The organism is Azospirillum sp., assembly GCF_035627195.1.
Classification (GTDB): Bacteria; Pseudomonadota; Alphaproteobacteria; order Azospirillales; family Azospirillaceae; genus Azospirillum.
On record NZ_DASPMG010000027.1, the window covers coordinates 1 to 19,281 of the forward strand.

Annotated in this window: 16 protein-coding genes; 8 read left to right on the forward strand and 8 right to left on the reverse strand. The window is 70.2% G+C overall.

From position 1 onward, the window contains the following. Positions 1–43: 43 nt before the first annotated feature. The 3 genes from VED21_RS01860 to VED21_RS01870 form a co-directional block, all read right to left on the reverse strand. On the reverse strand, positions 44–340 hold the full coding sequence (locus VED21_RS01860; protein ID WP_324880606.1) for a hypothetical protein: 297 nt from the start codon (positions 338–340) through the stop codon (positions 44–46). A gap of 112 nt (positions 341–452) precedes the next feature. Next, the gene (locus tag VED21_RS01865) at positions 453–1,319 is read right to left on the reverse strand and encodes a universal stress protein (RefSeq protein WP_324880607.1); all 867 of its coding nucleotides are present in this window, start codon (positions 1,317–1,319) and stop codon (positions 453–455) included. Between the two features lie 143 nt (positions 1,320–1,462). Then, on the reverse strand, positions 1,463–3,019 hold the full coding sequence (locus VED21_RS01870) for an AAA family ATPase (protein ID WP_324880608.1): 1,557 nt from the start codon (positions 3,017–3,019) through the stop codon (positions 1,463–1,465). 98 nt (positions 3,020–3,117) lie between these two features. Between VED21_RS01870 and VED21_RS01875 the strand changes: the two genes are divergently transcribed. From VED21_RS01875 to VED21_RS01885, 3 genes are all read left to right on the forward strand, one after another. Beyond that, entirely contained in the window at positions 3,118–3,402 is a 285-nt protein-coding gene (locus VED21_RS01875; protein ID WP_324880609.1) for a hypothetical protein, read from the forward strand. Continuing rightward, complete coding sequence (locus VED21_RS01880; RefSeq protein ID WP_324880610.1) at positions 3,392–3,760, forward strand: hypothetical protein; 369 nt, start codon at positions 3,392–3,394, stop codon at positions 3,758–3,760. Before VED21_RS01875 ends, VED21_RS01880 begins: the two co-directional genes overlap by 11 nt. Before the next feature lie 91 nt (positions 3,761–3,851). Further along, the gene (locus VED21_RS01885; RefSeq protein WP_324880611.1) at positions 3,852–6,953 is read left to right on the forward strand and encodes a phosphoenolpyruvate carboxylase; all 3,102 of its coding nucleotides are present in this window, start codon (positions 3,852–3,854) and stop codon (positions 6,951–6,953) included. A gap of 9 nt (positions 6,954–6,962) precedes the next feature. Here VED21_RS01885 and VED21_RS01890 read toward each other — a convergent pair whose 3' ends face one another. The 3 genes from VED21_RS01890 to VED21_RS01900 are packed head-to-tail and all read right to left on the reverse strand — an operon-like array spanning position 6,963 to position 11,257. After that, positions 6,963–8,255, reverse strand: coding sequence for a calcium-binding protein (locus VED21_RS01890; RefSeq protein WP_324880612.1), 1,293 nt, complete (start codon positions 8,253–8,255; stop codon positions 6,963–6,965). Between the two features lie 13 nt (positions 8,256–8,268). Next, a complete protein-coding gene (locus tag VED21_RS01895) occupies positions 8,269–9,795 on the reverse strand; it encodes a calcium-binding protein (RefSeq protein ID WP_324880613.1) in 1,527 nt (508 codons plus the stop codon). Between the two features lie 13 nt (positions 9,796–9,808). After that, positions 9,809–11,257, reverse strand: a complete 1,449-nt coding sequence (locus VED21_RS01900; RefSeq protein ID WP_324880614.1) for a calcium-binding protein — start codon at positions 11,255–11,257, stop codon at positions 9,809–9,811. A gap of 255 nt (positions 11,258–11,512) precedes the next feature. Between VED21_RS01900 and VED21_RS01905 the strand changes: the two genes are divergently transcribed. The 5 genes from VED21_RS01905 (at position 11,513) to VED21_RS01925 (ending at position 17,446) form a co-directional block, all read left to right on the forward strand. Beyond that, the gene (locus VED21_RS01905; protein ID WP_324880615.1) at positions 11,513–12,076 is read left to right on the forward strand and encodes an acyloxyacyl hydrolase; all 564 of its coding nucleotides are present in this window, start codon (positions 11,513–11,515) and stop codon (positions 12,074–12,076) included. Positions 12,077–12,303: 227 nt separating this feature from the next. Further along, positions 12,304–12,822 (forward strand): DUF2934 domain-containing protein, encoded by a 519-nt coding sequence (locus VED21_RS01910; protein ID WP_324880616.1) that lies wholly within the window; start codon positions 12,304–12,306, stop codon positions 12,820–12,822. 163 nt (positions 12,823–12,985) lie between these two features. Continuing rightward, the gene (locus VED21_RS01915; RefSeq protein ID WP_324880617.1) at positions 12,986–13,891 is read left to right on the forward strand and encodes a DMT family transporter; all 906 of its coding nucleotides are present in this window, start codon (positions 12,986–12,988) and stop codon (positions 13,889–13,891) included. 142 nt (positions 13,892–14,033) lie between these two features. After that, the gene (locus VED21_RS01920; RefSeq protein ID WP_324880618.1) at positions 14,034–16,220 is read left to right on the forward strand and encodes an ATP-binding protein; all 2,187 of its coding nucleotides are present in this window, start codon (positions 14,034–14,036) and stop codon (positions 16,218–16,220) included. A 275-nt stretch (positions 16,221–16,495) separates the two neighbouring features. After that, positions 16,496–17,446, forward strand: coding sequence for a heparan-alpha-glucosaminide N-acetyltransferase (locus VED21_RS01925; RefSeq protein WP_324880619.1), 951 nt, complete (start codon positions 16,496–16,498; stop codon positions 17,444–17,446). A gap of 9 nt (positions 17,447–17,455) precedes the next feature. Here VED21_RS01925 and VED21_RS01930 read toward each other — a convergent pair whose 3' ends face one another. Continuing rightward, positions 17,456–18,445 carry a YihY/virulence factor BrkB family protein gene (locus tag VED21_RS01930; RefSeq protein ID WP_324880620.1) on the reverse strand — a complete coding sequence of 330 codons (990 nt, stop codon included), beginning with the start codon at positions 18,443–18,445 and terminating at the stop codon, positions 17,456–17,458. 12 nt (positions 18,446–18,457) lie between these two features. Next, entirely contained in the window at positions 18,458–19,273 is an 816-nt protein-coding gene (locus VED21_RS01935) for a DUF3618 domain-containing protein (protein ID WP_324880621.1), read from the reverse strand. Positions 19,274–19,281: the final 8 nt, after the last annotated feature.

Below are 19,281 nucleotides of genomic sequence, written 5' to 3' on the forward strand. Positions count from 1 at the left end.
ACGATCCCCGGCGCGCCCGTCTTCTCCGCCAGATTAATCGTTTTCAGGCCGCCATGTTCCCTGTCCCATTCCGCGGCGCGTACAGATCCTTGTGATGGGACAGATAGACCCGCAGCACGCCCATCAGCGCCGCCGCGTGGCGGGAATCGCCGTGCGCGCAGGCGTTGGCGATGTCGTCGCGGATGAAGGCGGCGATCCGCCGCCGCCCCTCGGGGTCGTGCTCCAGGCAGCAGCCCAACTCCACCGCCAGCATTTCCGGCAGGTGTTCGTGCTCGGCGATCGCGTCGATTTCCTCTTCCGACAGGTCGCTGAGGGCGATGCAGTCCTCGATGGTCAACATGGCGCGTTTCCTTCCCTTTTTCGGGCCGGAATCCTGCGCGGGGCGACGACCGTCCGGCGTGGAGGGCGTTGGCCCCGCGGATGTGGCCGCGGGGCGCGTCGCGCGTCGGTCTCTAGTGGGCCATCAGCACCGGAAGGCCGGCGTGGCTCAACACGTAACGGGTGACACCGCCCAGGATCATCTCCCGCATCCGGCTGTGTCCATAGCCGCCCATCACCACGAGGTCGGCCCCGAGTTCGCCCGCCTTCTCCATCAGCACCCGGCCGACGGCCTCCGAACCCGGTCGCAGAATAGTTAACTGACAGTTAACGTCGTGCCAAGCCAGATATTCGGCGATGCGACGACCGGTCGCAGCCTGGGTGACCGAGGTCTCGGCGGTCAGCACGTGCACGCTGTCGGCCTGACGCAGGAACGGCATAGCGCCGGCCACGGCGCGCGCCGCCTCGGTGTTGCCGTTCCAGGCCAGCACGACGCGGCGGCCGATGCTGGCGGGGTTGCGCAGCGGCGTCAGCAGCAGCGGGCGGGCCGCACCCAGCAGCGCCGTCTCCACGGTGGCGTAGGTCTGCGCCTCGGTGTCCAGCGCGGTGTGGGCGAAGACCAGAAGGTCGCTGAGGCGGCCTTCCTGCGGCACCACCTCCTCCGAACGGCCGACCAGCTCGCGCCAGCGGGCGGAGACGCCCTCGGGCGACGGCGGGCCTTCCAGCAGGTTGACCTGCCCGGCCTGCACGGCGGCCTCGAAGTGACGGCGGGCGATCACGAGGTGGCTGGTCGCCTCGCCCTCGGCGGCGCGCATGATCTCGTCCACCATGGCGCCGGACATGCCCTCGCCCAGCATGGGCACCGCGTCGCGCGGGTCGAGCTTGACGAACAGCGCGTCGACGTGCGCGTCGAACTGGCGGGCGACGGCGAAGGCCCCGGACAGCGCCACCGGATCGGTGTCGGCGCCGGCAAGGGGCACGAGAATGGATTTTATGGACACGGTCTTTCTCCCCGGGCCGTCTTTCCCCGGTGACCGGGGCGGGCCCTGTTCCATCCCTGGGTCGGGCACGGGCGCCCGTTGCCGTTCATCATAACGCAACGCCGCGGCGCGTGTCCGGCCCTATCGAATGAGCACCGATCAAATTAGGACAGGGATTCCCGTGCGGCCGCAAGCACTTCCGCAGGATTCCCCGCGGCATTCACGCGCACCCAGCCTGCAAAAGTTCCAAGGGAACCCAGGTCGTACTCTTCCTGCCGGCGCACGACGTCCACCGTGGCGTCGGAGGCGTCCGCCGCCCGCCCTTCCACGCGCCCGGCGCGGACCGGCAGCTCCGCCTCCAGCCACAGCCCGCGGAACGGCACCCCGGCCTGCGCCGCGGCGGCCTGGATCGCCGCCCGCTCGTCCGGGTGGGCGTAGACGGCGTCGGCGACCACGGCGGTGCCGGCGGCCAGCGCCGCCCGCGCCCGTTCGGCGATCTCGGCATAGACTCGGGCCGTCACCTCCGGCGTGTAGGCGTCGGCCGGCAGGCGCTCGGCGTCGGCGCGGCCGAACAGGCGCTTGCGCAGCACGTCGCTGCGCAGCACCAGGGCGCCGGGCGGCGCCCCCAGGTCCGGCGCCAGCGCGCGGGCCAGCGTCGTCTTGCCGGTGCCCGACAGCCCGCCGACGGCGACCAGCCGCGGCGGCGCCGGCTCCAGCGCCGCGACGGCGTGCTCCAGGCAGGCCACCGCGTCCCGCCGCCGCGCCCCGGCCGCCCCGGCGTCCGCCTGCGCCGCCGCGGCCGCCGCCTCCACCTTGGCCCGCACCGCCGCCCGCGCCGACAGGAACAGCGGCAGCAGCGCCAGCCCGCCGTAGTCGCCGGTGCGTTCCAAGTAGCGGTTGAACATCGCGTTGCCGAGATCCTTCAGCCCCCGCCGGTCGAGGTCCATCAGCAGGAAGGCAAGGTCGTACAGCACGTCGACGACGGCGAAGCTTTCGTCGAACTCGATGCCGTCGAACAGCGTCGGCCGCCCGTCCAGCAGCACGATGTTGCGCAGGTGCAGGTCGCCATGGCAGTGCCGCACGAAGCCGCCCGCCCGTCGCGTTTCCAGCAGCTCCGCATTCCTCTCCAGCGCCGCACCCGATAGCGCCGCCAGCCGCGCCACGGCCGCCGCATCGAACAGGTCGCCGCGCTCCCGCAGCTCCTCCAGGTTGCCGTCGACCACGGTACGCATGGCCGCCGCCCCGCCGCCGTCCGGCCGGGGTTCGGCGTCGCCGTGGAACGCCGCCACCGCCTCGGCAAGCTCGCGCATCAGCGCGGGCGCCAGTTCCCCGCGCTCGGCCATGCGGTCGAACAGCATGGCGCCGTCGAAGCGGTGCATGTCGACCACCCAGTCCACCGCCTCCCCCTCCCCGCCCAGCGCCAGCGCGCCGCCGGGCCGCCGCACCACCGGCAACACGCTGCGGTAGAGCGTCGGCGCCGTCCGCCGGTTCAGCCGCAGTTCCGCCTCGCAGGCCGCCCGCCGTTTCTCGATCGTCGAGAAGTCCATGTAGGGAAAGCGCACCGCGCGCTTGAGCTTGAGCGCGCGGTCGCCGGCCAGGAAGACGACGGCCCCATGCGTGTCCACGCGCTCCACCGCCCGCCCGCCGTGCGTGCGCGGGTCGCCCAGGAACGCGATCACCGGCTCCTGGTCCGGTGCGGACGGGGCAGGTTGGTGCGGCATGGCGGCATGATACCACCGCGCGGATCGATGCGGTCGGCGCAGATGGTCCGGGCGAGGCCCGCGTTGACTTTGCCGCAGACGCGCCACACTCTATGCCCATGGGCGAGCCCGCACGGAAGATCGACACGCTGAACCTCGATGCCGCCATGGCGTACAAGGCGGCTGCCGAAGCCGTGTTCGCCGTCGACTGCGGCGTGACCGCGGAAGACGTGCTCGGGGACACGTCCTACATCGTCACGGTGCCCGTCCCGCCCACCGTCGCGCGCCCGCATCGCGCGTACGCCGACCTGGAAGAGCGGGTTCAGCGGGAAATCGAAACGCGCTTTCCCGAATTCCTCGGACGTGCCTACCTGCGTTACGTGCGGAATGGCGATGCGGCCTGAAGACTGGGTACGCGTCGCCGAAAACCTGCTGGATGCGGCGGACCCGAGCGAGGCTCATCGCCGATCCGCATCGCACGCCTGCTATTACGCCGTTTACCACTTCGCCGCCCGCCACTTCGGCCTCGATCCCTCCGCGCCCAACGCCGGGCACGCCGAGGTCGGCAATCGGCTGAAGACGATGCGCTTTCAGGATGGCTTGCCGCGCGCCGTGGTGATGGCACGCCGGGTGTTCGGCGAGTTGAAGGATTTGCGCGTCCACGCCGACTATTATCTCGGTCGCCCGTTCACCGATGACGATGCCGATCGCGCCCTTCAGCTGGCGCAGATGGTCGTCGGTTCCCCACCCCTTTCCCGCTGAGCGGAACCTACCCGAACCGGCGGTTGACACCGCACCGGGGGCACCGCATCGTTCCCGCCGCACTGCAAACAAAAGGTGGGGGCGCTGCACCATGACCGAGGCCGAGGTGAAGCCCATTCGGGCCCGTCGCACCGCTCCCCCGCCCCCGGCGGCGGCCCCGGAACCGGCCCCCGCCACTCCGGCGCCGTCGCTGCGCGACGCGCTGCAGGGCAACCGGCCGCTGCTGCCGGCCTCCGCCGTGCGCTTCCCGGCCGATCCCGGCTTCGATCCGGCCGCACTCGCCACCGAACTGGCCGGCTGCCTCGACCGCTTCGCGCGCGAGGCGGAGGACGACCCGTTCACCAACCCCATCCTGCATCTGGCACTGGAGATCAACCGCCGCATCGCCGACGGCGCCCTGACCCTGGGCTCGCTGGAGCAGCTGGTGCAGTACCTGTCGGCCGACGGCTTCCTGGGCCGGGCCGAGCGCTTCGCCGCCAAGCTGGGCGAGGTCGACCCGCAGGCCAACGCCGACCGCCTGCGCGCCCTGTTCCGCGCCATCGCCCAACCCGAAGGGGCCGCCGCCCCCATCCCCTTCGACGACTTCCGCGCGACGGTCGAGCGCGAGGCGTTCGGCATCGTCATGACCGCGCACCCGACGTTCAACCTGTCGGGCCCGCTGATGACCGCGCTGGCCTGCCTCGCCACCGGCCGCAACCCGGCCGGCAAGCCGCTGACCGAGCAGGAGCGGGCCGAGCTGGTCGCCCGCGCCGCGGCGGCCGAGCACCGGCCGGACGAGGGCATCTCGCTGGCGCGCGAGCACGAGCTTTCCCTGATGGCGCTGGGCAACGTGCAGACGGCGCTGCGCCGCCTCTACGCCATCGTCTTCGAGGTCGCGGCCGAGCTGTACCCCGAGCGCTGGACCGAGCTGTCGCCCCGGCTGCTGACGGTGGCCAGCTGGGTCGGCTACGACATCGACGGCCGCTCCGACATCACCTGGACCGACACGCTGCACAAGCGGCTGCGCGTGCAGGTGCAGCAGCTCCGCCACTACCTGGCCGACCTGGAGGGCATCCGCGCCCTGGTGCCGAAGGACGAGGAGCTGCACCACACGCTGGAGCAGATCGAATCCCGCCTCGTCCTGGCCGTGCACGAGGTGACCGACGAGATCGCCGTCTTCGCCGACCACGACCCGCAGGAATCCGACGCCTACCGCAGCATCCAGCGCGTCGCCCGCCGCATGCACGAGGACCAGTCGTTCCGCCTCGTCGACGCGGGCTTCCTGGTGGAGCGGGTGAACCGCGCCATTCGCCTGCTGGGCCCGCAGGGGGCGCCCGCCGCCGGCGCGGTGCTGCGGCTGTGCGTGCTGCGCGCCGAACTGGCGAACACCGGCCTGGGCATGGCGCACACGCACGTGCGCATCAACTCCACCCAGCTGCACAACGCCATCCGCAAGGTGGTGGGGCTGGAGACGGCCCCCGACGACCCGCGCTACCGCCAGTCCTACCTGGAGCGCCTCACCGGCCTGCTGGACGAGGTGAAGCCGGTCAGCATCAACTTCGGCTCGCTGATCACCGAGCGCACCTCGGCCAAGCGCCTGTTCATGGTGGTGGCGCAGATGCTGAAGTACGCCGACGCCTCGACGCCGGTGCGCTTCCTGATCGCCGAGAGCGAGACCGCCTTCACGGTGCTCACCGCGCTTTATTACGCCAAGCTGTTCGGCATCGCCGACACCCTCGACATCTCACCGCTGTTCGAGACGGAGCGGGCGCTGGAGCTGGGCAGCCGCGTCATCGACACGCTCCTGGAGAACCCGCACTACCGCGCCTACGTGGAAAGGCGCGGCCGGCTGTGCATCCAGACCGGCTATTCCGACGCCGGCCGCTACCTGGGCCAGACGCCGGCCGCGGCATCCATCGAGCGGCTGCGCCTGCGCGTGGCGCGGCTGTTCCGCAAGCACGGGCTGAAGAACGTCCAGCTGGTCGTCTTCGACACGCACGGCGAATCCATCGGCCGCGGCGCGCATCCGGCCAGCTTCGCCCAGCGCCTGTCCTACATCGCCCCGCCCGCCTGGCTGCACACGCTCCAGGCCGAAGGGGTGGCGTTCAAGCAGGAGGTCAGCTTCCAGGGCGGCGACGGCTTTTTGTACTTCACCACCGAGACGACCGCCTTCGCCGTGGTGACGCGCATCGCCGAATACATGCTGGGCGCGCGCGACGGCGGCACCGGCGACCCGTTCTACGACGAGAACGACTACATCACCGAACTCTTCACCACGGTGAAGGAGTTCCAGGTGTCGCTGATGCGCGACCCGAACTACGCCGTGCTGCTCACGGCGTTCGGCGCCAACTTCCTCTACACGTCGGGCAGCCGCGCCTTCAAGCGCCAGCACGACGGCTCGGCCGAATCGGTGGACCAGCAGAGCGCCACGCAGATCCGCGCCATCCCGCACAATGCCATCCTCATGCAGATGGGGTTGCCGGCCAACGTCATCGGCGGCTTCGGCGCCGCCATCGACAAGGACCCGGACCGCTTCGCCCAGCTCTACCGCACGTCGCGCCGCTTCCGCGAGCTGCTGGGGGTGGTGGAGTACGGCTTCGCCATCGCCGATCCCGACGCGCTGAAGGCCTACGTCGACATGCTGAACCCCGGCCTGTGGCTGACGCTGGCCGCGCACGCCAAGGACCGTGGGCGGGCGGAGGAGATGCGCCAGCTCGCCGCGCATCTGGAGGAGAACCCGTCCCACGTGCGCGAGATGCGCGTCTACCGCAAGCTGTTCCGCGACCACGCGGTGCTGCGCGACGGGCTGGCCCGCACGGGGGCCGGCTGTGCGGCCCTGCTGGACGACCGGGCGCGGACGGGCCTGCGGCTGCTGCACGCCGTGCGGCTGGCGGTGATCCACGAGGTGTTCCGCCTCGCCACCCACGTGCCGGAGTTCTCCAGCCAGCACCAGACGACGCGGGAGCGGGTGGTGAACCGCATCCTGCACCTGGACATCCCCACCGCGGTGGCGCAGCTGGAGGTGATCTTCCCGGTCACCGCCGGTGTCGCCATGGACGGTGTCGACTTCGGCGAACCGGCCACCTACGTCAGCGACGAGAGCCAGAACTACCGCCTGGAGAACGAACGCATCTTCCGCCCGCTGACCGGCCTGTACGAGCTGATCGCCCGCGTCGGCGGGGCGATCACCCAGCGCATCGGCTTCTTCGGGTAGCGGCCGGCCTCACACGAACGTGAGGTCGCCCGCATCCAGCGTGCGCACGCCGACGATGCGGATGTCCATGAACTGGCCATTGAAGCCGCGAACGAAGACGTTCACGGCGTTGGCGCCGGTCGTATCCGCCTGCCAGGCGACGGTCCCGTCGACCGAGCGGAACCCACTCGCCTCGACGAAGGTCGCCGTGCCGGTGCCGAAGCCCGACAGCCTGATCTTGTCGGACCCGTCCTGAAAATCGGCGAAGACATAGGTGCCGGTGTTCGCGGCCGGGTCGTAGATCTCGGTCTTTCGCGCGGCCAGGAAGACGGCCGTGTCCGCCCCCTCGCCGCCGTGGAACGTCCCACCCACGGATACGTGGTAGCTGTTCGGCACGAATACGTCCCACATGACGATCGGCCCGAGATAGCCGGTGTCGTCGCCGTCGCCGCCCATCAGCGTGCAGCGGTATCCGGAGGAATAATCGAGAACGTCGTTGCCGCTGCCGCCGTAGACGAGGTTGCGGTCCGCCCGCCATGAGACAACCGTGTCGTCCCCCTCGCCCCCGTAAACCGTATCGACGCCGCCGATGGACGAGATGAGATCGTTGCCGGCCCCGCCGTCGACGATCAGGTTGTCGAGCCCACCTTGCCCGTCGGCGCGACCGGTGATGGTGTCGTTGCCATCGTCGCCGTAGACACGCGCCAGCGGCAGCCCGTCTGCGAAGGAGGAGGAGCCACCCGACATCTGGATCAGATCGTTGCCGCCACCGCCGAACGCCTGGATGTTGTAGGCTTCGCCCAGGATGGTGTCGTCTCCGAGGCCGCCGTACAGCGTATCCCCCCCGATCTGACCCAAGCCGCTTGGACCGCTGGAGAGCAGATCGTCGCCTTCGCCGCCGTAGATCAGGTCCGCCCCGAGGTTGCCGTACAACCGGTCGTGCCCGGCGTCGCCGAAGATGATGTCGTTGCCCTGGCCGCCGAACACGGTATCGTCGCCCGTTTCGCCGGTGATCTGGTCCGACATCATGTTTCCGTACAGTATGTCGTTGCCGAGGCCGCCGGTCAGCAGGTCGTCGCCTTGGCCGCCGTACAGCGTGTCCTCGCCGTCGTCGCCCATCAGCGTGTCGTTGCCGCGATTGCCGTAGATCATGTCGTGCCCCGCCGCGCCCGACATGAGGTCAAGGTCGAAGCCGCCGATCAGCGTGTCGTTGCCGCCTTCCCCCAGGATCGTGTCGTCGCCGTCGGTGGCGTCGATCCAGCTGTCCAGGGCGGTTCCGCGCAGGAAGTCGGCCCCTAGGCCTCCGTTCAGCGTTTCCATCATGGTCCGTCGCTCCTTAGATGAACGCGATGTCGGTGGCGTCGAGCGTGCGCACGCCGACGATGCGGATGGCCAGCAGCTCGCCGTTGCCGCCGTGGACGTAGGCGGTCAGCGCGTTCGTCCCGTCGGCGTCCGCCTTGTAGGCCACCGTGTTGCCGACCGACCGGAAGGTGCCGGCGTCCAGGAACTGCACCGCGCCGGTCATGCCGAAGCCGCTCAGCTGGATGCGGTCGACGCCGTCCTGGTAATCGGCGACGTTGAGCATCACCCGATCCTCGGTCAGCGTCTTGTGACCCACGGCGTTGGCGACGAACAGATCGGTGTCCGCGCCGCCCGCCAGCGTCGGCCCGGCGCTGTAGATCGAGAATGCCGGCAGCGCGTTGGCGGCGTACAGCGTGTCTTCGCCCGCGCCACCCGACAGCACGCCGCCGGTCGCGGTCCGGGACAGGCTCTGCGGACCCAGCGCCAGGATGTCGTTCCCGTCGCCGCCGTGGATCGTGTCCATGCCCGCGTTGAAATGGTAATAGGTGTCGCGCCCCTGAATCCCGCCGTACAAGGTGTCGTCGCCCGCCCCACCGTGGATCTCTTCGGCGAACGCGGCTCCCTTGATCAGGTCGCCGCCCTCGCCGCCGTAGTACTCGACGCTAAGCTCTGACAAACCGGCGGTCGTCATCCGGCCGACGGCGGTATCGACCGCGCTGGCATCGATCGTGTCGTTGCCTGCATCCCCGTAGATCGACCGGGGCCGGACAAACCAAGGCAAACTGCCATCATGCCAGGGACGTTCCTCAAGAATGATGATGAGGTCGTTGCCCTCGCCCCCGTACGCCAGATCGGTGCTGTCGTCGGATGACCGGACGCTGTCGCCGGTCCAGATCGTATCGTCGCCGAGGCCTCCGTAGAGGGTGTCGATGCCAGACCGGCCGAACATGAAATCGTTGCCGGCGCCGCCGTCGAGCACGTCGTTTCCCCAGCCGCCACCCAGCCCGTCGTTGCCCTCTTCGCCATAGATCCGGTTGAGACCGCCGGTCTCATGTCCGCCGTCGAGGATGTCGTCGCCGAAGCCGCCGTAGATCGTGTCGCTGCCCTCGCCGTCGCTGATGGTGTCGTTGCCGTCGTCGCCATAGTTCAGGTCGTCGCCGCGATTGCCCCACAGGAAATCGTTGCCCAGCGCGCCCGACAGCGTGTCGTTGCCCTGGCCGCCGAACATGGTGTCGTTGCCGCCGTCGCCCAGCATGACATCCGACATCATGTTGCCGTACAGCACGTCGTCGCCGTCGGCGCCCGACAGCGTATCGCTGCCCTGCCCGCCGTACAGCGTGTCGACCCCGGCGTCGCCCAGCAGCGTGTCGGACGCGAGGTTGCCGTAGATCACGTCGTCGCCCAGGGCACCGGACAGCAGGTCGTTGTCGAAGCCGCCCCACAGCGTGTCGTTGCCGCCCTCGCCCAGGACGGTGTCGTCGCCGTCCAGCGCCGAAATCACGTCCGCGTCGGCCGTGCCCGACAGCAGGTCGTTGCCGATCGTTCCGGTTATCAAAGCCATGGTCCGTTGCCCCTCACAGGAACGCGATGTCGGTGGCGTCGAGCGTGCGCACGCCGACGATGCGGATGGCCAGCAGTTCGCCGTTGATGCCGTGCACGTAGGCGGTCAGCGCGTTGGCGCCGTCGGCGTCCGCCTTGTAGGCGATGGTGCCGGCGACCGAGCGGTAGCCGCCGGCCTCCAGGATCTGCGCCGCGCCCCCGCCGAAGCCGCTGAGCTGGATCCGGTCGACACCGTCCTGGAAGTCGGCGACCGTCGCCACGACGCTGTCCCGGCTGACGGACGTGTAGCCGACGTTGTTCAGAACGATCACGTCGGCATCGGCGCCGCCATGGACGGTCGGCCCGGTCGACGAATAGTCCACCGCGTTGCCGACATGAATCGTGTCGTTGCCGGCCCCGCCGTCGACCATGCCCTGCAGCTGCTTCGTCAGGACGATGAGGTCGTCGCCGTCACCACCGAAGGCGTAGTCGTTCCCGCCGTCGCTTCCATGCAGCGTGTCGTTCCCCTGCCCGCCGGACAGCGTGTCGCTGTAGCCCGTCCCCTTCAGCAGGTCGTTGCCGTCACCGCCGAACAGCGCGACGCCCGCTCGGCCGCCCTCGTACCACACCCACCGAACGTAGGAGACGCTGCTGCCGTCGATCGTGTCGTTGCCGGCGTCGCCGTAAGCGGATACCAGGAATGGAATGGCCATCGGCCCAGCCGACGAGGGACTGGTGATGAACACCAGATCGTCGCCGTTGCCGCCGTAGATCAGGTCGCCGATGCCGCCGTTGTAACCCGAACCGCCACCGGCGCCCGGCCAGATGGTGTCGTTGCCGTCGTCGCCATGGATCGTGTCCGAACCGGCGTCGCCGTAGAAGAAGTCGTTGCCCGCGCCACCGGCAAGCATGTCGTTTCCGTCGCCGCCGGCCAGCCCGTCGTTGCCCTCCTCGCCGTACACCTGGTCATCGCCATAGCTGGCGTCGAGGATGTCGTCGCCGAGCCCGCCATAGAGGGTGTCGTTGCCCGCATTGTCGACGACCGTGTCGTTGCCGAGGCCGGCATAGGTCGCGTCACTGCCAAGGTTGCCGTACAGCGCGTCGTTGCCGTCGGCACCCGACAGCGTGTCGTTGCCCTGGCCGCCGAATATGGTGTCGTCGCCGGCCTCACCCAGCAGCAGGTCGGACATCATGTTGCCGTACAGCACGTCGTCGCCGTCGGCACCGGACAGCGTATCGCTGCCCTGCCCGCCGTACAGCGTGTCGAGGCCGGCATCACCCAGCAGCGTGTCGGACGCGAGGTTGCCGTAGATCACGTCGTCGCCCAGGGCACCGGACAGCAGGTCGTTGTCGAAGCCGCCCCACAGCGTGTCGTTGCCGCCCTCGCCCAGGACGGTGTCGTCGCCGTCCAGCGCCGAGATGACGTCCGCGTCGGCCGTGCCCGACAGCAGGTCGTTGCCGATCGTTCCGGTCATCGCCGCCATGATCTGCCCCCTCCGCGCAGGCGCCATTCGCGCTCACGCTGCGCGTTATGCATACTCCGCTACTCACAATGGTAATACACGCAAACGCAGGCCGCAAAGGGCGTTTTGATCGCGGCCATTCCCCTTTCCGTCCTTGGTCGGAAAGGGGTAGCACCCCACCCCCCTTGCAAAATCCCCACGGGTGCCCTTATTGACAGAATTGAAAAATTTTGCGGTGCATACTGCCCGGGCGTGGGGCGGTCAGGAGTCCGTGCCGTGAGCCGTTGCCGTGGAACCATCGCCGTTCTTGCCGCCGCCGTTCTTACCGTCGTGGCGGGCCTGTCGCTCGCACACACCGCGCACGCGCAGGACATGGGCAACGCCGGCGACCTGTTGCGCGACTGGAAGCTCGGCTCGCTCGACTACTCCACCAACCTCCAGGCGTCCGACCGTTTGCAGGACCTGCACCAGCAGAAGTTCCGCATCGGCGGTTCGCTGATCCCCTGGCTGGAACCCTACGCCACGCTGAAGCCCTGGGTCGGCAACGTGCCCACCGCCGACGGGTCGGTGCGCGGCGCCGGCGGCGTGCTGGTCGACGTGCCGCTCGGGTCCTTCGTCTTCACCCCCAGCGTCGGGGCGGGCTACTTCACCCCGGCGCCGCGCGACGGCAACGCCGCCGTCCAGTACCGCTCGCAGATCGAGCTGGGCTACCAGTTCGAGAACCAGTCGCGCGTCACGCTGGGCTACAGCCGCACCATGAGCGGCAGCGACGGCCGAAACGACAGCAACGTCGTCGGCTTTACTTACCGCCTGCCGTTCGGCGCGCTGCTGGGACAGTGATCGGCCTGTCGCCGCGCCTGCCGCCACGGCAAAGCCATCGCTTCGTACACGTTTGGAACAGAGTTTGGCCAGCCCCGGTCGCGACCGGATGCCGCAGCGCGCGCGCCGGTTGCCCCGCCGGACTTCCGTTAACCCTATCTTAACGCCAACACGGTCTGATGCCTCGCTGCAATACTGCGCGATTTCCGCAGCACCAGCAGCATCACAGCACCAGCAGGGGAGCATCCATGGCCAAGCGTAAGACCGCCACCGCCGCAGCCGCGGCCGACCTCGCCGCCACCGATGCCGGGGCCGAGGCCATCCTGCGCACCAACTTCACGATGCTGGAGCAGGACGCGCTGGCGCTCATGCACTCGGCCACCCTGCTGATCGAGGCGGACACGCCCGATAAGGTCAGCACCGCGCTGGACCACAACCTGAAGCTCTGGGTCGCCATCAAGACCGTGGTGCAGGACGAGACCAACCAGCTGGCGCCGGAGATCAAGGAAAACCTCAAGAGCCTGGCGCAGTTCGTCAGCGCCACGACGATGGAGGCCACGGAAGGCGCCATCGAGGCGCGCAAGCTGGTGTCGCTGGCGCGCGTCAACATGCACATCGCCGAAGGGCTGCTGCGCGGCCAGCAGAACAAGATGGTCCAGGAGCGCGCCTACGAGATCTGGGAGCGCGAAGGCCGGCCCGAAGGGCAGGAGATGAACCACTGGCTGCGCGCCGAGCAGGAAATCGGCGACCTTCTGAAGTTCCGCTGAACGCCCGCTCCTCCCGGACGGCACGGCCGCAACGCGGCCATACGCGCACGGCATGACCGCCTGCGTCACCCATCGGTGACGCGGGCGGTTCCGCTTTGTTAGCATGCGCAGCGTGAACGCCTCCCCTCCCCCCGCCCCACCGCCAGCCGGAAAGCCGGCTTTCGTGCGCACCGACAACACGCCGCGCGGCATCGTCATGATGCTGGGGTCGGTGACGCTGTTCGCCGTGATGAACGTGCTGATCAAGCTGGCGGCGGAACGCTACCCGGTCCTGGAGGTCACCTTCTTCCGCAACGCCGTGGCGCTGGTGCCGGTGGCGCTGGCGGTGGCGATGCAGGGCGGCTTCCGGTCCTTGCGCACGGAACGGCCGGGCGCCCACCTCTGGCGCGCGGGCATCGGCCTCACCTCCATGACGCTGATGTTCTGGTCGTTCCACCTGCTGCCGCTGGCCGACGCGGTGGCGCTCAACTTCACGGCACCGCTGTTCCTCACCGCCCTGTCCGTGCCGCTGCTGGGCGAGCGGGTGGGCGTGCACCGGTGGAGCGCGGTGGCCGTCGGCTTCGTCGGCGTGCTGGTGATGAGCCGGCCGGGGTCGGGCATGCTGCAGTTCGGCGCGCTGGTGGCGATCTGCGCCGCCTTCGCCCAGTCGCTGGCCATGGTTCAGATCCGCCAGTTGAGCCGGACGGAGCCGCCCAACACCATCGTCTTCTGGTTCACGCTGACCTCCACGGTGCTGTGCGGCATCGGCCTGCCGTTCGTCTGGGTGGCGCCGGCGACCTGGGCCGACCTCGGCCTGCTGGCGGCCTGCGGCCTGACCGGCGGCATGGCGCAGCTGTTCCTGACGCGCGCCTACGCCCTGGCCCCGGCGGCGGTGATCGCGCCCTTCTCCTACGCCTCCATCCTGTGCGCCGCCCTGTTCGGCTGGCTGTTGTGGGGCGAGGTGCCGCAGGTCCAGACCATGGCCGGCGTCGCCATCGTGGTCGCCAGCGGCCTCTACATCCTGCACCGCGAGACGCGCCGCAACGTCGCCGTCGTGCAGTCCGCCCGCGCGCCGGAGGCCGCCGACTGACGCCGCCGACTTACGCGGCTTAGCCCTTCCGGTTATGCCGCATGGGCAGGTACCCCTATGCTTATTTCCGTACAGCCCCCGCCGCGCTTTCGGTGGAGACTCCGCCCGATGCGGTAACCACAGCGGCGGGCACGATCCTCCCATGTCCTTCCAGGTCGCACAGGACGAGCGCGCGCCAGCACCATCCGGGGCGGCCGCTGGCGATCCGGCGCGGTCGGTGTGGGCGTTCGTGGCGGCCGCCGTCGCGGTGCCGCTGCTGTTCTTCGCGCTGATCGGCTGGCGCGCCTACGACGCGGCCCTGGCCGACCTGGAGCGCCGGGCCGACGCGACGGCCACCCTGCTGCACCAGCACGCCACCCGCCAGTTCAAGAGCTACGCCTTCACCGCCTCGCTGGTCGAGGACCGCGCCTTCGCGCTCGGCTGGCCCGATCCCGCCGGCACGCAGGCGCTGCTGCAGTTCGCCCGCCACCTCGTCGCCAACGCCGACCAGGTGGCGGCGATCCGGCTGATCGACGCCGCCGGACACGTCGCCACCACGGGCGAGGTGACGCCGACCCCGGACCCCACCGGGGCCGAGCGCGAGATCGTGGACGCCCTGGCCGCCGGGGCGCCCGCCACCGTCGGCAGCGCCTACCGCATGCCCGTGTCCGGGCGCGAGGTGTTCGACGTGGCGCGCCGCCACGCCACGCCGGACGGGCGCTTCAACGGCGTGGTCCTGCTCTCGGCCCCGGTGTCGGCCCTGGGCGACTTCTACAACAGCGTCAGCCCGCGCCCCGGCGACGCGCTGGCGCTCATCCGCGCCGACGGGCAGATGGTGCTCCGCCACCCGCGCGTCGACGCCCCGCTGCCCAGGCTCGAACACGGCCTGCCCGACGCCATCCGCACGGCGCCCGACCAGGGCCGCTACCGCTACGCCGGCATCGCCGACGGCGTGGAGCGGGTGTACGCGTACCGCCGGCTGGCCGATTTCCCGGTGTACGTGGCGTACGGCGCCGACGTGGCGCAGGTCTGGGCGGCGTGGTGGAACGAAATGATGGTGCCGACGGCGGTCACGGCCGCCGCCATGCTGCTTCTGCTGTCGGTGGCGCACCTGGAGCGGCGGCGCGCGCTGGCCGAGCGGCGCATGCTCGCCCGCCTGCACGACGAGATGGGCCGCCGCGCCAAGGCCGAGGCGACGCTGCGCCACACCCAGCGGCTGGAGATGCTGGGCCAGATCGTCGGCGGCATCGCGCATGATTTCAACAACCTGCTGACCGTCGTCACCACCAACCTCTACCTCGCCGGCACGCGGACGGAAGACAACGCCTGGCAGCCCTTCGTCACCGTCGCGTCGGAGGCGGCGTTCCGCGGCGGCCAGCTGACCCGGCAGCTGCTCTCTTTCGCCCGCCAGCAGCAGCTCGACCCCGAGGTGTTCGACCTGAACGACTGCCTCGACCGGCTGGCGACGGGCATGCTGCGCCAGTCCCTGCGCGGCGACATCCGCATCGAGCGCGACGGCGAACCCGGCCTCTGGCCCATTGAGGCCGACCGCGGCCAGCTCGAACTGGCCGTCCTCAACCTCGCCATCAACGCGCGCGACGCCATGCCCAAGGGCGGCGTGCTGCGGCTCGTCACCCGCAACCTGCACTGCGCCGATCCCTTCACCTCGCCCACCGGTCAGGCCGGCGACTTCGTGGCGCTGCGCGTCGAGGATACCGGGGCCGGCATCCCGCCCGAGGTGATCGAGCGCGTGTTCGAACCGTTCTTCACCACCAAGGAGGTCGGCAAGGGCACCGGGCTGGGGCTGTCCATGGTGTACGGCTTCGCCCAGCAGTCCGGCGGTACCGCGCGCATCGACAGCCGGCCGGGGGCCGGCACCACGGTCACGCTGCTGCTGCCGCGCGCGCTGCCCCACGCGCTGGCGGACGCGCCGGCCGGCACCGCCCCCGACGGCGCCGTCGCCCGGCCGGCCGGGCGCGGCCGCGTGCTGATGGTGGAGGACAGCCCGGAGATCGCCGCCACGGTGGCCATGCTGCTGGACGAGATGGGCTTTTCGGTCCTGCACGTCGCCTCGGCGGCCGACGCGCTGGACACGCTGGCGCAGCACCGGCGGGGCTTCGACTGCGTGTTCACCGACATCGTCATGCCCGGCGGCATGAACGGCGTCGAGCTGGCGCGCGAGATCCGCCGCCGCTACCCCGACATGCCCGTCCTGCTCGCCACCGGCTACAGCGACGCCGCCAACGCCGCGACGGAGGAGGGCTTCCGCGTGCTGCGCAAACCCTACGACCCCAAGACCCTGGCCGAAGCGCTGAACGCCCTCCAGGTGGCGAGGCCGGTGACGGTGTAAACTCGATCCTTGAGGCACGGGCTGTGCGCCGGCGAACTGTAGAAGAGAATAAATCTCTATAATATCCATCTGTGTCTATCTGTGTTCATCTGTGTCAAAAATCCCGTTCCTCGTTGCGCGACGCCGGTGCAAAGCTGTGTTCTTAGACACAGATGAACACAGATAGACACAGATGGATGGGATTTGAATTAATTCATGCGCACCCAATTCCCCGATCCCTTCCCGCCACGGCACGCCCGCTGGACACCGGCTGCCGCATGAGGCACAAGCGGCGCATGCCGCCCTCCGCCCTCGCCATAGCGCCCCGCACCGCCCGCCTGCCGGTGGTCGACGCCGCGCGCGGCGTCGCCATCCTGGCGATGATCGCCTATCACCTCTCCTGGGACCTGGACGCGCTGGGCTTCGCGCAGTTCGACCTGTTCACGGACCCGCTGTGGCTGGCGGCGCGCACGGGCATCCTCGGCTCCTTCCTGGTGCTGGCCGGCGTCAGCCTCGTGCTCGCCGGCGAGGGCGGGTTGGACCGGCGGCGGTTCCTGCGCCGCCTGGGCCTGCTGGTCGCCGCCGCGGCGGCGGTGTCGGCGGGGTCCTACGCGGTGTTCCCGGACAGCCCGATCTTCTTCGGCGTCCTGCACCACCTGGCCGTCGCCAGCGTCCTCGGTCTCGCCTTCGTGCGGCTGCCGGCGTGGCTCACCGCCGTGCTGGGCGTCGCCGTCTACGCCCTGCCGGAGGTCACGGCGGTGCCGCTGTTCGACGCACCGGCGCTGCGCTGGATCGGGCTGATGACGTTCGAGCCGGATTCCAACGACTACGTCCCCCTGTTCCCCTGGTTCGGGCTGGTGCTGCTGGGCATCGCGCTGGGCAAGGCGTGGCGCGGGCGGGGCGCCGTCGCCGCGTGGCGGCCGGGCGCCGCCGGCCGGGCGCTGGCCTGGGCCGGGCGGCACGGCCTGCCCATCTACCTCGTCCACCAGCCGGTTCTGTACGGCGCCTTGTCGCTGCTGGCGATGGTGACGCTGCGCGGCGACGCCGACACCCGCGTGTTCCTGGAAAACTGCGAGGCGCGCTGCGTCGACACCGGCGGCGTGGCCGCCGCCTGCGCCGCCACCTGCGCCTGCGTCGCCGACGGGGCGAAGCAGGCCGGGCTGTGGCCCGACCTGATCGCCAACCGCCTGACGCCCGACTCCCGCGCCCGCGTCACCGCCCTGGTGCGGGAGTGCCGGCCGCGCTAGCGCGACCCGTCAGCTCGCCTTGCGCTCGCCCACCGTGTCGGCCATGCGGGCGTTGCGCTGGCCCATGGGCTTCTCCGGCGCGTCGGTGGTGTCGCGCGCGGTCTGGTGCTCCATCTCGGCGTTCAACTCGGCGCCCAGCAGGATCGCATAGGCCGTCAGGTTCAGCCACAGCAGCAGGATCACCACCGCGCCGACCGACCCGTAGGTCTCGTTGTAGCTGCCGAAGTTCGCCACGTAGACCGAGAAGGCCACCGACCCCAGCAGCCACAGCACCGTGGCCGCGGCCGAGCCCCAGCTCACCCACCGCCACTTGGGCGATCGCCGGCACGGCGCGTAGCGGTACAGCACGGCCAGCGCCAGGACGATGGCCGCTCCCAGGATCGGCCAGCGCACCAGCGCCACCACCCATTTCAGCGGCCCCAGCGGCAGCACGTTCAGGATCGCCGGCACCGCCACCACCACCAGCAGCGTGACGATCAGGAACAGCACCGCCCCCACCGTCAGCACCATGGAGGTGAAGGCGAGGCTGATCATGCCGCGCTTCTCGTCCTCCTCGTACGCGATGTTCAGCGCGGTGATCAGCGAGTTGACGCCGCGCGACGCGCTCCACAGCGTCAGCAGCAGGCCGAACGCCACGGCGAAGCTGAGCCCCTTGGAGTTCTCGGCCACGCTGCGGGCCTGATCGCGCAGGATCTGCACCCCCTCGCCCGGCAGGAATCCGGCCAGCTGTTCGATGTGCTGCTCGATGGTGGCCGGATCGGCGACGAGGCCGTAGATGGACACCGCCGCCGCGATCGCCGGGAAGATCGCCAGCAGCGCGTAGTACGCCACGCCCGCCGCGACGATGCTGATGTTGTCCTTCGACTGCTCCTCGTAGACGCGCCAGAGGATGTCCTTCCACCCCTTGGCCGGCAGCTGCTTCGGCGTATCGGCCCCGCGCCCGCGTCCCATCTCCACGCGCGGGTACTGGTAATGGCGGCGTCGGCTCAGACCCAGCATGCCCCCGTCCCCTTACGCCGCCGCTTCGCGCAGGGTGCCGACGTGGTGCTGCACGCGCTCCAGGTCGTGGAAGTGCGAGCCGACGACCACGCGCAGCTCCGGCGGCAGATCCTCCTGCAGGCAGTCGCGGAACACCTCCAGCGTACCGTCCAGGCCGCGCTCCAGCGTCAGCAGCAGGCCGGCGCGCGTGCGGTCGCGGCGCAGCTCCGACTGCACCTCCTCCCACGCCGGGTGCATGGGCCCGTTCAGGTCGGCGACGCCGCCGCGCACGCGCAGCTCGTGGTCCAGCGCGGCCGAGGTGCGCTCCAGCTGGTTCGACACCTCCATCAGCCGGGTCGACACGCGCGCGTCGGCGATGGCCGTGTCGGCCTCGCGGAACGCTTCCGCCCCCTGGCGGCACACACCGACGAGGCCGGTCAGCAGGATCCGCAGGCGCTGGTCGGACAGCGTGGCGCCCATGGATTCCACCGGCCCGGCCACCGCCGGCGTGCGCGACACCGCCCAGGCCAGCCACAGGGCGCCGATGCCCATCAGGGCGACGGGAATGGGGTTCTCGCGGATGGCGCGGGCGACGCGCGTGGGGTTCCCCTGCACCACGTCGCGCACCACGTCGATGACGCCGCTCGACATCTGGCCCGGCGACAGGCGGAATTCGATCTCGTCGAGCGTGGCGTCCATCCGCGAGCGGATCGCGTGGATGTCGCCTTCGATCTCGTCCATGCCGCGCCCGCGCGTTGACATGCCGCGCGCGTCCCGCGCGCCGGGCGTGCTGCGCTCGCGGCCCGTTTCGGGCGCCGCATCGTGGCGGTCGTTGCTGTAGACGGTCATGCCGGCTG